The 13286-nt window shown below is 53.7% G+C and carries 15 protein-coding genes and 1 rRNA gene (1 of these 16 only partly in view); 8 read left to right on the top strand and 8 right to left on the bottom strand.

The window, feature by feature from the left end; all coding sequences use genetic code 11:
• Together SK53_RS16935 and gmhB are read right to left on the bottom strand one after the other, a co-directional pair.
• Positions 1-160 (bottom strand): 16S ribosomal RNA (locus tag SK53_RS16935) (it extends 1382 nt beyond the left edge of the window).
• A gap of 371 nt (positions 161-531) precedes the next feature.
• Positions 532-1098, bottom strand: a complete 567-nt coding sequence (gmhB, locus tag SK53_RS16930; protein WP_003856122.1) for a D-glycero-beta-D-manno-heptose 1,7-bisphosphate 7-phosphatase — start codon at positions 1096-1098, stop codon at positions 532-534.
• A 188-nt stretch (positions 1099-1286) separates the two neighbouring features.
• Between gmhB and metN the strand changes: the two genes are divergently transcribed.
• The 6 genes from metN to proS all read left to right on the top strand — a co-directional run bounded on the left by metN (position 1287) and on the right by proS (position 6866).
• Positions 1287-2318 (top strand): methionine ABC transporter ATP-binding protein MetN, encoded by a 1032-nt coding sequence (gene metN / locus SK53_RS16925; protein ID WP_048209812.1) that lies wholly within the window; start codon positions 1287-1289, stop codon positions 2316-2318.
• Positions 2311-2964, top strand: a complete 654-nt coding sequence (locus SK53_RS16920) for a methionine ABC transporter permease MetI (protein WP_003856130.1) — start codon at positions 2311-2313, stop codon at positions 2962-2964. The genes metN and SK53_RS16920 overlap by 8 nt, the downstream gene beginning before the upstream one ends.
• Before the next feature lie 40 nt (positions 2965-3004).
• Positions 3005-3820, top strand: a complete 816-nt coding sequence (gene metQ / locus SK53_RS16915) for a methionine ABC transporter substrate-binding lipoprotein MetQ (protein WP_003856132.1) — start codon at positions 3005-3007, stop codon at positions 3818-3820.
• A 106-nt stretch (positions 3821-3926) separates the two neighbouring features.
• On the top strand, positions 3927-4331 hold the full coding sequence (rcsF, locus tag SK53_RS16910) for an Rcs stress response system protein RcsF (RefSeq protein WP_003856133.1): 405 nt from the start codon (positions 3927-3929) through the stop codon (positions 4329-4331).
• Entirely contained in the window at positions 4328-5035 is a 708-nt protein-coding gene (tsaA, locus tag SK53_RS16905) for a tRNA (N6-threonylcarbamoyladenosine(37)-N6)-methyltransferase TrmO (RefSeq protein WP_003856135.1), read from the top strand. Before rcsF ends, tsaA begins: the two co-directional genes overlap by 4 nt.
• A gap of 112 nt (positions 5036-5147) precedes the next feature.
• Positions 5148-6866: a proline--tRNA ligase gene (gene proS / locus SK53_RS16900; protein WP_003856138.1), complete on the top strand. Its 1719-nt coding sequence runs from the start codon at positions 5148-5150 to the stop codon at positions 6864-6866.
• Between the two features lie 45 nt (positions 6867-6911).
• On the opposite strand, the gene nlpE is transcribed toward proS, so the two are convergent.
• Genes nlpE through SK53_RS16885 form a run of 3 tightly spaced genes read right to left on the bottom strand, consistent with a single transcriptional unit; the run spans position 6912 to position 8607 of the window.
• Positions 6912-7610 carry an envelope stress response activation lipoprotein NlpE gene (nlpE, locus tag SK53_RS16895; RefSeq protein ID WP_017383734.1) on the bottom strand — a complete coding sequence of 233 codons (699 nt, stop codon included), beginning with the start codon at positions 7608-7610 and terminating at the stop codon, positions 6912-6914.
• 38 nt (positions 7611-7648) lie between these two features.
• Positions 7649-8065: an alternative ribosome rescue aminoacyl-tRNA hydrolase ArfB gene (gene arfB / locus SK53_RS16890; RefSeq protein WP_003856142.1), complete on the bottom strand. Its 417-nt coding sequence runs from the start codon at positions 8063-8065 to the stop codon at positions 7649-7651.
• On the bottom strand, positions 8062-8607 hold the full coding sequence (locus tag SK53_RS16885) for a YaeQ family protein (RefSeq protein ID WP_003856144.1): 546 nt from the start codon (positions 8605-8607) through the stop codon (positions 8062-8064). Before SK53_RS16885 ends, arfB begins: the two co-directional genes overlap by 4 nt.
• A gap of 195 nt (positions 8608-8802) precedes the next feature.
• On the opposite strand from SK53_RS16885, the gene SK53_RS16880 reads away from it, so the two are divergent.
• Together SK53_RS16880 and rof are read left to right on the top strand one after the other, a co-directional pair.
• Entirely contained in the window at positions 8803-9003 is a 201-nt protein-coding gene (locus tag SK53_RS16880) for a YaeP family protein (RefSeq protein WP_003856146.1), read from the top strand.
• Positions 8990-9250, top strand: a complete 261-nt coding sequence (gene rof, locus SK53_RS16875; RefSeq protein ID WP_003856148.1) for a Rho-binding antiterminator — start codon at positions 8990-8992, stop codon at positions 9248-9250. Before SK53_RS16880 ends, rof begins: the two co-directional genes overlap by 14 nt.
• A gap of 26 nt (positions 9251-9276) precedes the next feature.
• Here the strand turns inward: rof and tilS are convergent, their stop codons facing one another.
• The 3 genes from tilS to SK53_RS16860 all read right to left on the bottom strand — a co-directional run bounded on the left by tilS (position 9277) and on the right by SK53_RS16860 (position 13210).
• Entirely contained in the window at positions 9277-10563 is a 1287-nt protein-coding gene (tilS, locus tag SK53_RS16870; protein ID WP_048209811.1) for a tRNA lysidine(34) synthetase TilS, read from the bottom strand.
• Positions 10564-10621: 58 nt separating this feature from the next.
• On the bottom strand, positions 10622-11011 hold the full coding sequence (locus SK53_RS16865; RefSeq protein WP_003856151.1) for a VOC family protein: 390 nt from the start codon (positions 11009-11011) through the stop codon (positions 10622-10624).
• 66 nt (positions 11012-11077) lie between these two features.
• Positions 11078-13210 carry a lysine decarboxylase LdcC gene (locus SK53_RS16860; protein WP_003856152.1) on the bottom strand — a complete coding sequence of 711 codons (2133 nt, stop codon included), beginning with the start codon at positions 13208-13210 and terminating at the stop codon, positions 11078-11080.
• Positions 13211-13286: the final 76 nt, after the last annotated feature.

The raw sequence follows: 13286 nt of genomic DNA, 5'->3' as shown, positions 1-13286 counted from the left end.
TCCAGTAGTTATCCCCCTCCATCAGGCAGTTTCCCAGACATTACTCACCCGTCCGCCACTCGTCAGCAAAGCAGCAAGCTGCTTCCTGTTACCGTTCGACTTGCATGTGTTAGGCCTGCCGCCAGCGTTCAATCTGAGCCATGATCAAACTCTTCAATTTAAAAGTTTGATGCTCAATGAATTAAACTTCGTAATGAATTACGTGTTCACTCGTTGAGACTTGGTATTCATTTAGCGTCCGAGGACGTTAAGAATCCATGTCACTTTGAGTGCCCACACAGATTGTCTGATAAATTGTTAAAGAGCAGTTGCGACGCGCTTCAGCGCTCTGTCGCGAGGTGGCGTATATTACGCTTTCCTCTTTCAGAGTCAACCCTGATTTTCAGGATTTTTTCTCTTCAACCGACCGGGTTGTTTGTGAAGTGATTCACATCCGCCGTGTCGATGGAGGCGCATTATAGGGAGCCGCCGAGGAATGACAAGCGGAAAAATGCATTTTTATTTCAACCGCTCACCTTTTCGCCAAAACGCCTATTTTTGGTGCTTTTTAATCTCTTTTGGCAGTTCTGCCAGACTAGTTATCACCCAGTCGGCTGCATTTTCTGCTTCTGGGGTGACCGGTTTACCGGTACGCACTAATACTTTGGTACCTACACCTGCCGCCGTTGCTGCCTGCATATCTTCCAGTTTATCGCCCACCATATAAGATGCGGCCATATCAATGTGCAGGAATTCCTGTGCAGAGATAAACATGCCCGGGTGTGGCTTACGGCAATCGCAGGTCTGACGATACGCCTCTACACTTCCCTGCGGGTGATGCGGACAATAATAGATGCCATCAAGATCGACGCCGCGATCGGCCAGAGACCAGTCCATCCATTCCGTCAGCGTCTCGAACTGCGCTTCGGTAAATTTACCCCGGGCGATACCGGACTGGTTAGTTACCACCACCAGCGCATAGCCCATCTCTTTCAACTGGCGCATGGCATCTATTACGCCCTCGATAAATTCGAACTCATCAATCTCATGGACGTAACCGTGATCCACATTAATAGTGCCGTCACGATCGAGAAAAATTGCGGGTACAGATTTTGCCACCGGTTTGCTCCTGAAAAAGGCTTGTTCAGCTAGTATCTCATGAATCGCAGCGCAATAAAGTGCTCATCGCAAAGAGGTGGATTGATTTAGACGTCTGGATGCCTTAACATCCATTTTGTTTACGGTCATTCCCCGTATCTGGCAGAAGAAAATGCCACGGCTAACTTACTTACGATAAAAATAATCTAATGATTAAACTTTCCAATATCACCAAAGTGTTCCAGCAGGGGAACCGAACCATTCAGGCGCTGAACAACGTCAGCCTGCATGTGCCTGCTGGTCAGATTTATGGCGTCATTGGCGCATCGGGTGCAGGTAAAAGTACGCTGATCCGTTGTGTTAACCTGCTTGAGCGCCCAACCCAGGGCAGCGTAGAAGTTGGCGGCCAGGAGCTTACCGCTCTCTCAGAAAAAGAACTCACCAAAGCGCGTCGCCAGATTGGCATGATTTTCCAGCACTTTAACCTGCTGGCCTCACGCACCGTTTTCGGTAACGTTGCGTTACCCCTGGAGCTGGATAACACACCAAAAGAAGAAATTACGCGTCGCGTCACCGAACTGCTCGATCTGGTTGGTCTGGGTGATAAACATGACAGCTACCCGGCAAATTTGTCCGGCGGGCAAAAACAGCGAGTAGCAATCGCTCGCGCGCTGGCAAGCAACCCAAAAGTGCTGCTGTGCGATGAAGCCACCAGCGCATTAGATCCGGCTACCACGCGCTCTATTCTGGAACTGTTAAAAGACATTAACCGTCGTCTGGGCCTGACTATCCTCCTTATTACGCATGAAATGGATGTAGTGAAACGTATCTGCGACTGTGTAGCAGTCATCAGCAACGGTGAGCTGATTGAGCAGGACACGGTGAGCGAAGTCTTCTCGCACCCGAAAACGCCGCTGGCTCAGCAGTTCATTCAGTCCACACTGCATCTTGATATTCCGGAAGATTATCTGGAACGACTGAAAACAGAAGCCGTTGCAGACAGCGTTCCAATGCTGCGCATGGAGTTTACGGGTCAGTCCGTTGACGCACCGCTGCTTTCCGAAACCGCGCGTCGCTTTAACGTTAATAACAACATTATTAGCGCGCAGATGGATTACGCCGGTGGCGTGAAGTTCGGCATTATGCTGACGGAAATGCACGGCACACAGGAAAAAACCCAGGCGGCAATTGCCTGGCTGCAAGAACATCACGTAAAAGTAGAGGTACTGGGTTATGTCTGAGCCGATGATGTGGCTACTGGTTCGCGGCGTTTGGGAAACGCTGGCAATGACCTTCGTATCGGGCTTCTTTGGTTTTGTGATTGGGCTGCCGGTCGGCGTGTTGCTGTACGTCACGCGCCCGGGTCAAATTATTGAAAACGCGAAGCTGTATCGCACGCTCTCTGCGCTGGTGAACATTTTCCGGTCTATTCCGTTCATTATTCTGCTGGTGTGGATGATTCCGTTTACTCGCGTGATCGTCGGGACGTCGATTGGTTTGCAGGCGGCAATTGTCCCGCTGACAGTAGGCGCGGCACCGTTTATCGCCCGTATGGTGGAAAACGCCCTGCTGGAAATCCCAACAGGCCTGATTGAAGCTTCCCGCGCGATGGGTGCAACACCAATGCAGATCGTTCGCAAAGTTCTGCTGCCAGAGGCGCTGCCTGGGCTGGTGAACGCAGCAACCATCACGCTTATCACGCTGGTCGGTTATTCCGCAATGGGCGGCGCCGTAGGTGCTGGCGGTTTAGGCCAGATTGGATATCAGTACGGCTATATTGGCTATAACGCTACCGTAATGAATACCGTTCTGGTATTGCTGGTTGTGCTGGTTTACTTAATTCAATTCTCTGGCGATCGTATCGTCCGGGCTGTTACGCATAAATAACGTTACAAACAACACAAACTCGACGAGTTAAGGATATAACATGGCGTTTAAATTTAAGACCTTCGCAGCAGTAGGCGCACTGATTGGCTCGCTGGCACTGGTGGGTTGCGGTCAGGACGAAAAAGATCCAAACCACATCAAAGTAGGCGTTATCGTCGGTGCAGAACAGCAGGTTGCTGAGGCCGCGCAGAAAATCGCTAAAGAGAAATATGGCCTGGACGTTGAACTGGTGACCTTCAACGATTACGTTCTGCCGAACGAAGCGCTGAGCAAAGGCGACATTGACGCTAACGCCTTCCAGCATAAACCGTACCTGGATCAGCAGATCAAAGATCGCGGCTACAAACTGGTTGCTGTCGGTAACACCTTCGTTTACCCGATTGCCGGCTACTCCAAGAAAATTAAATCTCTGGATGAACTCCAGCCGGGTTCACAGGTTGCCGTCCCTAACGACCCAACCAACCTTGGCCGTTCCCTGCTTCTGCTACAGAAAGTGGGCCTGATTAAACTGAAAGAAGGCGTTGGCCTGTTACCGACCGTTCTGGACGTAACCGAAAACCCGAAAAATCTGAAAATTGTTGAGCTGGAAGCACCACAGCTGCCACGTTCTCTGGACGATGCGCAGATCGCCCTGGCCGTGATCAACACCACTTACGCCAGCCAGATCGGCCTGACCCCAGCGAAAGATGGCATCTTCGTTGAAGATAAAGATTCCCCGTACGTCAACCTGATCGTGACTCGCGAAGACAACAAAGACGCGGAGAATGTGAAGAAATTCATACAGGCATATCAGTCTGAAGAAGTGTACCAGGAAGCCAATAAGGTGTTTAACGGCGGCGCGGTTAAAGGCTGGTAATCTCCCGGCAGTGTAATATCATCAAGACGGGCATTTGCCCGTCTTGTCATTTGTGCGGTCAACTGCTTCAATATCTGACGTTTTGATTATCCACTGAGGAATTATTATGCGTGCTTTACCGATCTGTCTTTTAGCACTGATGCTGAGCGGCTGTTCTATGCTAAGCAGATCTCCTGTTGAACCTGTTCAAAGCACTGCAACCCCGCCAAAAGCGGAGCCAGCAAAACCGAAAGCGCCTCGCGCTGCGCCGGTACGTATTATTACCAAAGCCGACGAGCTGGTCGGTAAGCCATTCCGTGAACTGGGCGAAGTGAGCGGCGAATCCTGCCAGGCAACGAATCAGGACTCTCCACCCAATATTCCGACAGCCCGCAAGCGTATGCAAATCAACGCGTCGAAAATGAAAGCCAACGCGGTGTTGCTGCACAGCTGTGAAGTCACCAGCGGCACACCAGGTTGCTATCGTCAGGCGGTATGTATCGGTTCTGCGCTTAACATTACGGCGAAATGAGTTCATTTCAGTTCGAGCAGATAGGCGTTATCCGCTCCCCTTATAAAGAAAAGTTCGCCGTGCCGCGTCAGCCGGGTCTGGTCATTCACGGCGGCGGCGAGCTTCATCTTGTCGCGCCGTATAACCAGGCCGATGCAGTGCGCGGGCTTGAGGCGTTCAGCCATTTATGGGTGGTCTTTGTGTTTCACCAGACCATGGAAGGCGGCTGGCGTCCCACTGTGCGTCCTCCTCGTCTGGGCGGAAATGCCAGAATGGGGGTCTTTGCCACCCGCTCAACCTTTCGTCCCAACCCCATCGGAATGTCGCTGGTCGAGCTGAAAGGCATACGTTGTCAGAGAGATCAGGTGATCCTGGAGTTAGGTAGCCTTGACCTGGTTGATGGCACACCGGTCATAGATATTAAGCCTTACCTGCCCTTCGCCGAAGCGCTGCCGGATGCCCGGGCAAGCTATGCTCAGGACGCACCGCAGGCAGATATGCCGGTTCACTTCACATCTGAAATAACGACGCAAATCAGCGAGCTGGAAAAGCGTTATCCACGTCTGCGTGACTTTATCGTTGAAGTGCTGGCGCAGGACCCCCGTCCCGCCTACCGCAAAGAAGAGGAAGCCGGGAAAACGTACGCCGTCTGGCTGCTGGACTTTAACGTGCGCTGGCGCGTGACTGCGGCGGGTTTTGAAGTGTTTGCCCTGGAACCCAGGTAATTTTGTTCTCCTCTCTTTTGGCATCTTTGCCACACTGGTAAACTAAACCACTTTTTTTGTGTCAGGCTGGTGTTTCAGCCTGTTCCAATCGTCGAAATGGAACCGTAACAACATGCGTACTAGCCAATATCTGCTCTCCACTCTGAAGGAGACACCTGCCGACGCCGAGGTGATCAGCCACCAGCTGATGCTGCGCGCCGGGATGATCCGCAAGCTGGCCTCCGGGTTATACACCTGGCTGCCGACCGGCGTGCGCGTCCTGAAAAAAGTCGAAAACATCGTGCGTGAAGAGATGAACAACGCCGGTGCTATCGAGGTGTTAATGCCGGTCGTTCAGCCCTCTGAACTGTGGCAGGAGAGCGGTCGCTGGGAGCAGTACGGTCCTGAACTGCTGCGTATTGCCGATCGTGGCGATCGTCCATTCGTCCTCGGCCCAACGCATGAAGAAGTGATCACCGATCTGATCCGTAACGAGCTGAGCTCTTACAAACAGCTGCCGCTGAACTTCTTCCAGATCCAGACCAAGTTCCGTGACGAAGTGCGTCCACGCTTTGGCGTCATGCGTTCTCGCGAGTTCCTGATGAAAGATGCTTACTCTTTCCATACTTCTCAGGAATCGCTGCAAGAGACCTACGACAAAATGTACGCGGCCTACAGTAAAATCTTCTCCCGCATGGGGCTGGATTTCCGTGCTGTACAGGCTGATACCGGTTCAATCGGCGGTAGCGCCTCCCATGAATTCCAGGTTCTGGCGCAGAGCGGCGAAGACGATGTGATCTTCTCTGACTCCTCTGATTACGCCGCGAACATCGAATTTGCAGAAGCGCTGGCACCAAAAGAACCACGCGGCGCGGCAACGCAAGAGATGACGCTGGTTGATACGCCAAACGCGAAAACCATCGCCGAGCTGGTTGAGCAGTTTACTCTGCCGATCGAAAAAACCGTGAAAACCCTGCTGGTGAAATCGGCTGAAGGTAGCGCTTATCCACTGGTTGCCCTGCTGGTACGAGGCGATCACGAGCTGAACGAAGTGAAAGCCGAGAAGCTACCGCAGGTTGCCAGCCCGCTGACCTTCGCAACGGAAGCGGAGATCCGCGCCGTGGTGAATGCAGGTCCTGGTTCTCTGGGCCCGGTGAACATGCCTGTTCCGGTGGTCATTGACCGCACCGTTGCGGCGATGAGCGACTTCGCTGCGGGCGCAAACATCGACGGTAAACACTACTTCGGCATCAACTGGGATCGGGACGTGGCGACGCCGGAAGTGGCTGACATCCGTAACGTGGTCGCAGGCGATCCAAGCCCGGACGGCAAGGGTACCCTGATGATCAAACGCGGTATCGAAGTAGGCCACATCTTCCAGCTGGGCGATAAGTACTCACGCGCAATGAACGCTGCCGTTCAGGGCGAAGATGGTCGTAACCAGGTTCTGACCATGGGCTGCTACGGCATTGGCGTAACGCGCGTTGTTGCTGCTGCTATCGAGCAGAACTATGACGAACGCGGAATCGTCTGGCCGGATAACATCGCGCCGTTCCAGGTAGCGATCCTGCCAATGAACATGCACAAGTCTTACCGCGTGCAGGAGCTGGCTGAGAAACTCTACGCTGAGCTGAGCGCGAAAGGTATCGACGTGCTGATGGATGACCGTAAAGAGCGTCCTGGCGTGATGTTTGCTGACATGGAACTGATCGGTATTCCACATACCATCGTCATTGGCGACCGTAACCTCGACAGTGACGAGATTGAATACAAGTACCGTCGCAACGGCGAAAAACAGATGATCAAGACGGGCGATATTCTTGATTACCTGGTGAAAGCCATCAAAGGTTAAGAAACAAAAAACCCCGCCAGTGCGGGGTTTTTTAATGGCTATATCTTATTTGCTTTCGCAGTCTTTCCCCGCAGCAAACTTCGCGTCTTTATCAGCCACCAGCGTTTTCACCAGCTCGCCGCTATCCGGGTTTGGCTCCAGCGTAAAATGCCCTTCAACCGTCAGCAACACTGGCTTACTGTCGTTGCCGCGCGCGACGGCATAGTCTCGCTCCAGCTGGGCATTGTTCGCCACGCTGACTTTCTTCCCGGTTGCACAGTCAGTGAAGATCGCCGCATCCGCCATGTAGAAATACATTCCTCGCATCGCCATTGGGGTGGCTGGCAGGGTCGCTTTCACCGGGGCCAACGTGTAGTTGAACTGGGATTCAATCGGATTGCCTTCGCGATCGAGCATCTCCATCCCCTCGCCTTTGGCGCGGAAGAAGGTTTTATCGCCCGTGGTATCCGTCAATACCAGCTTCTCAGCCGTACGCGCCCATGTTCCGTAAGATGCAAAAGAAGACGGTTCTTTCGCCCCCTGGTAACGCTGGTTCATGACCCAGGTGCCATCTTTTTGCAGGAACAGAGAGGTTTCGATGCCCTCGCAATCTGCACACGGTAATACGCCGCGCCAGCTTTGCTGCATCGGCTTTAATTCTTCATTTTGCGTTGGCTGTAGTACCTGCGTTTCCGAACGGTTATTACAGCCAAAAAGCGCAAACAGGCTTGTCACGGCCAGCGCTGATAATAATGCTTTTTTCACAATACTTTCCTTATGAAAAGGGTATCCCTTTCGTCACATTATGGGTGACGGACTTTGCCACGCAGTGATTTTACGGTGGATTTCTGCGCCTTCGATGACAACCGACGTTCTTTCGATGCCCGCGTTGGACGTGTTGCCCGGCGACTTTTTTGTACAGCCGTCAGCTCTTTGATGACCGCGACCAGCCGGGCAATTGCCGCTTCCCGGTTAAGCTCCTGGCTGCGATACTCCTGCGCTTTAATCACTATCACACCCTCGCTGGTGATCAGGTGATGGCTGGCGGCAAGCAGGCTTTCTTTATAATACTCTGGCAGGCTGGAGGCCCGAATGTCAAAGCGCAAATGGATAGCCGTTGAGGCCTTGTTAACGTGCTGCCCCCCTGCGCCCTGGGCCCGGATAGCGGTGATCTCCAGCTCGTTATCAGGGATGCTGACATTTCGGGACAATACAATCATGATGCGGGCTGCCAGGCCGTGAGATGAATTTCCAGATTATTCTGAGAATCGGAAAGCCAGATGGCACCGTCCTGAATTGTTGCCTGTAGCGCCATCGTCCGGCTGGCGAACGCACTCAGCTGCGCCAGCTGTTCATCATCCAGATACCAGACGGTAAGATTTTTGAACTGCGCACATTTATTTTTATTTTGTTGCCACCAGATCTCCGCCGCGCGCTGGTTGTAGGCAAACAACGCCACTTCAGCAGACTGGGTGCAGGCCTTTTTGATCCGGCGTTCATCCGGCAGGCCAAGCTCAATCCATAAATCGATACCCAGATGATCGTTGCGCAACCAGGCTTCCGGTTCATCTTCCGCGCTTAAACCACGGGTAAATTGCAGACGCTCGTCGGCATACTTAATCCACGCCAGCAGGCGCAGCATCATGCGCTCCTGGGTTTCAGAAGGGTGACGCGCCAGCGTCAATGACGCATCCAGAAACTGGTTACGGTCAAGATCCGCCACATTGACCACAGCTTTATAAATAGTCGCTTTCAGCGCCATGAGAGAACTCCTTTTGAATCAGGCGTACATTGTAGCGAAAACCGCGGCAAAAGGCTGTTACGAGGTGGTGGCTCACTCTTATCAAGGCGCTGATATTGCTTAAATGAGTATGGTATAGTCACCTTGCTAAACCGAGTTTAACTTCGTAGGCTTAATGATATCTCACAGTAAGTCAGTACGCTGGCAGGAGGTGATGTGAATAATTATTGTGAGTTGATTCGCAGACGGTATGCGGAGATCGCCAGCGGAGATCTGGGGTACATTCCGGATGCGTTGGGCTGTGTATTGAACGTGCTAAATGAAGTGGCCTCTGATGAGAGCCTTTCTGAATCGGTCAGGGAAAAAGCAGCGTATGCTGCGGCGAATTTACTGGTGAGCGATTATGTCGATGAATGATACTTATCAACCCATCAATTGTGATGACTATGACAACCTCGAACTCGCCTGCCAGCATCATTTAATACTGACGCTGGAGCTAAAAGATGGCGAAGTGCTAAAGGCAAAGGCCAGCGATCTGGTTTCCCGTAAAAATGTGGAATACCTGGTTGTGGAAGATGCAGGTGCAACGCGTGAGCTACGCCTCGACAAAATTGCCAGTTTCAGCCATCCGGAAATCGGCACCGTCGTGGTGAGCGAATCCTGATAACCAACGGGCAGCCAGGCTGCCCGTTACGCTTTCCATTCAAAATTAACACCCGCTTCAGCCCACCCCTCTTCAGTGATGAACACCCCTGCCGCCGCGATGAGCGTGTCGCCGTAAAACAGAAGCGGCGTGGTATCACGTCGCCAGGGCGGAACGTTCTGTTCCTGCCAGATTTTCTTCAGCTTACGCCCGCCGTTACGACCGACGATATGCAGCATGCCGCTGGCCCTGAAGCGTATGGTAACGTTCTCGTCCGGCTCAGGTAGACGCACATTGCCCGAATGACTTAACGCAACGACACCGGCATTCATCGGTAGCGTTAACGCTTTTTCCGGCGACGGCCAGCCGAGCACAACGTCAGCCAGCGACGGCACAGATTTTACCCACCAGAGTTGCCCTTTATAACGCCTGACGTCATAACCATTCAGGTGTATACACGGTGCGGCATCTTCCCTCGCCTGTGCAACTTCCTCCCAGATACGGTTGAGCATCGCCCTGGACGGCATAACCGCACGGTGGTAAGCCAGCCAGCGGCGAATCAGAGCAGCCCGACGCACGGGGCTCATCACCTTCAACGGCGCAACGTTCAGGGCACCGTCAGCGGTAATCAGTGTATTCAGCTCCCCGCTCAGCAACTCATCCAGCAAGCTTTCCTGTTCAGCACACAGCATGGCGCTTCTGGCCGCCGCTTCGGAAAAATGCGCCCAGCGCTCACTCAGCAGCGGTAAGACGCGCAGGCGCAGGAAGTTACGGTCGTAACTGTCGTCCTGATTGCTGTCGTCTTCAATCCAGCACAGATGATGCTGCTGCGCCCAGGCTTCCAGTGATGCGCGCGTCTCACCCAGCAGCGGGCGGATGAGCTCTGTTTCAGCAAAATCAGCGCGCTCAGGCATGGCGGATAAACCCGCAGGCCCGCTGCCCCGCTTGAGCGCCAGTAAAAACGTCTCGCACTGGTCGTCCAGATGCTGCGCGGTGACCAACGCTTCTCCAGGCTGTAATGCGCCAGAAAACGCGGCGTAGCGGGCTTTCCGCGCCTGCGCCTCAATACCCAGCCCCTCATCCTCAAGCGTGACGCGTTCAACGATCAGCGGGATCTCCCACCCTGAGCACACCGCTTCGCAGTGCGCCACCCAGTCGTCGGCATGGGGGCTTAAGCCGTGATGGATATGCATCGCCCGCAGCTGGACGTCAGGCTCACGGTCGCGCCAGAGCTTAAGGCGGTGCAGCAAAACGGTGGAATCCAGGCCACCGCTGAACCCCACCAGCAGCTGGCGGTAGGGTGAAACGGCGTGCGCGATAGCGGGTAAGGTCATAGGAAATTACACATAAAAAATGCCCGAACTGAACGGGCATTATCACACATGACGGCGATTACTGCTGATAAAGCTCCAGCGGCAGGCCGTCCGGATCGTTGAAAAAAGTGAAACGTTTATCGGTAAAGGGATCGACACGAATCGCTTCGCAGGCCACGCCGTGGGCTTCCAGATGTTTTACCGCGCTGTCCAGGTCATCGACGCTGAAGGCCAGGTGGCGCAGGCCGCAGGCTTCCGGGCGTGAAGGACGCGCTGGCGGGAAAGGAAAAGAGAACAGCTCAATCACATATTGACCGTTTAACGCCAGATCGCCTTTCCAGGAGTCGCGCTCCTCACGGTAGGCCTCGCTCAACAGCGTAAAGCCGAGAACGTCGCAGTAGAATGCCTTACTTTTCGCATAATCGGTGGCAATGATCGCAATATGATGAACCGCTTTTAAACCCAGCATAGTTTCTCCTTTTTATGATGTCCTGAACGTTACAACCGACAACCCGCCCCTGGCAAGCGGCCCCTTTTATTTTAGGACTCTCACCCAGTACACGCCGTTATCGTCGCGTTTCGCGCCATGAATATCCGTTTCAAAGCCGGGATAGTGGCGCCCCACCGAACAGAGCATCAGCAGGAAATCGAGCACCGCCCGGCTCTCCTCAGTGATCATTTCACCCGGCATCAGCAGCGGCACGCCCGGCGGATAAGGCAGGATCATGTTGGCCGATACCCGCCCGACCAGGTTCTCCAGCTCAACGGTTTCAACCTCCCCTTTCACCTGGCGCTGCCACGCCCTGTGCGGCGTCAGCTTCATTTCAGGCAGAACATCAAATGCCTGCAACATCAGGCGCGGCAGATCGTGCTGGCGGATCAGCCTGTGAATCCCCTGGGCCAGATCCTGAATACGCATATTGCGGTAGAAGTCAGGATCTTCCGCGTAGAGATCCGGCAGCATGTTCTTCACCCGCAGGTTCAGATCGTATGCGCGCTTAAACTCCATCAGTCCCCGGAGCAGCCCCATCGCGCGGGTTTTATCGATCCCGATGCTGAACAGGAACAGCAGATTATAGGGGCCGGTTTTCTCCACCACCACGCCGCGCTCATCAAGGAACTTCGCCACCAGCGCTGCCGGGATCCCTTCCTCACCCATCACACCCTGCTCATCCATGCCCGGCGTCAGGATTGTCACCTTAACCGGATCGAGGAACATGTGGTCCGCATCAGCATCCCGAAAACCGTGCCAGCTCTCCCCCGGCGCGACGGGCCAGCATTCTGCCTCATCAATCTCTTCCGGCTGCCAGATATCAAAGAACCAGCCGTCCGCTTCATCTTTAAGTCGCTGAACCTCTTTTCGGAAATGCAACGCCCGCTCCACCGAACGATTGATCAGGCGTTTACCCGGATTACCGCGCAGCATCGCTGCCGCCGTTTCGATGGACGCCACCAGCGGGTAGCTTGGCGACGTGGTCGTGTGCATCATGAAAGCTTCGTTGAAGGTGTCCTCGTCGTACTCACCCTTGATGTGAATGAGAGACGCCTGGGAAAACGCGGCCAGCATTTTGTGCGTCGACTGCGTTTCGAAGAACACCTTGCCCGGCACCCGCTCGCCGCTCATCCCACTTTTACCCGAGTAAATCGGGTGGAAATTAGTGTAAGGCACCCACGCGGAGTCAAAGTGAATCGACGGCACGTCCAGCGTCTGCTTGATCCAGTTCGTGTTGTAAAGCAGCCCGTCATAGGTGGAGTTGGTGATCACCGCATGCACAGGCCAGCTTGCCTCGGGGATAGCCGCGATCTTATTCTCAATGGCTTCATGCGCGAACTCACGGCGAGGAATGCCGCCGAGAATACCCAGCGCATTACGAGTAGGCGACAGCCAGAGCGGCACCACATCGCTCATCATCAGCAAATGCGCCAGTGATTTATGGCAGTTTCGGTCAATCAACAGCGTACTGCCGGCAGGCGCGGCATACATCCCGACGATTTTGTTCGAGGTTGAGGTACCGTTGGTCACCATGTAGCTTTGCTCGGCGCCAAAGGTCCGGGCGATGTATTCTTCAGCTTCCAGATGCGGGCCGGTATGATCCAGCAGAGAGCCTAACTCGGTGACCGAAATCGACACGTCCGCCTTCAGCGTGTTACCGCCGAAGAAATCGTAGAACAGGCATCCCACCGGGCTTTTTTGATAGGCCGTTCCCGCCATATGGCCTGGCGTACAGAAGGTGTACTTCCCTTCTTTCACATAGGTGAACAATGCGCGCGTAAACGGCGGTGTGATGTTATCGAGGTATTCACCGGTGTACTGCTGAATGCGGGTCGCAATGTCCTCGGCAACGCCGAGTGAGTATTCGAAGAACCACAGCGCCATACGCATATCGTGCGCACTCACGTCCATGGTCGAGTGAGTGTTGATAAAGGCGTACAGCGGAAGATATTCGTTGAGCTTATTGATATCGCTGCACAACTCCATGTCGTATTCGTCCCAGTCGAATATCACGCCACAGATGCGCGGATTGTGTTCGATAAATTTCAGCAGGTCGGCGCTGTTTTGCGGCCAGATCAGCTGATATCCGCGTGCTTTAAGGGCTTGCTCCAGCTCCTTGATGGGTTCGTCTTTATAAAAGACGCCGTGTGGCCCCATGATGGCAATGATGTTCATGGTTTACCTCCTTGAAAAACATCAGATAAGCATAGTTAAGGTAAACGGCAGGTATAAAAAAAGCCGCAACAATGTG

Origin of the sequence: Enterobacter sp. MGH119, from assembly GCF_001037675.1 — a bacterium.
GTDB lineage: Bacteria > Pseudomonadota > Gammaproteobacteria > Enterobacterales > Enterobacteriaceae > Enterobacter > Enterobacter hormaechei_C.
Note: the sequence above shows the minus strand (reverse complement) of the source record. Positions and strands in the feature narration are given on the sequence as shown.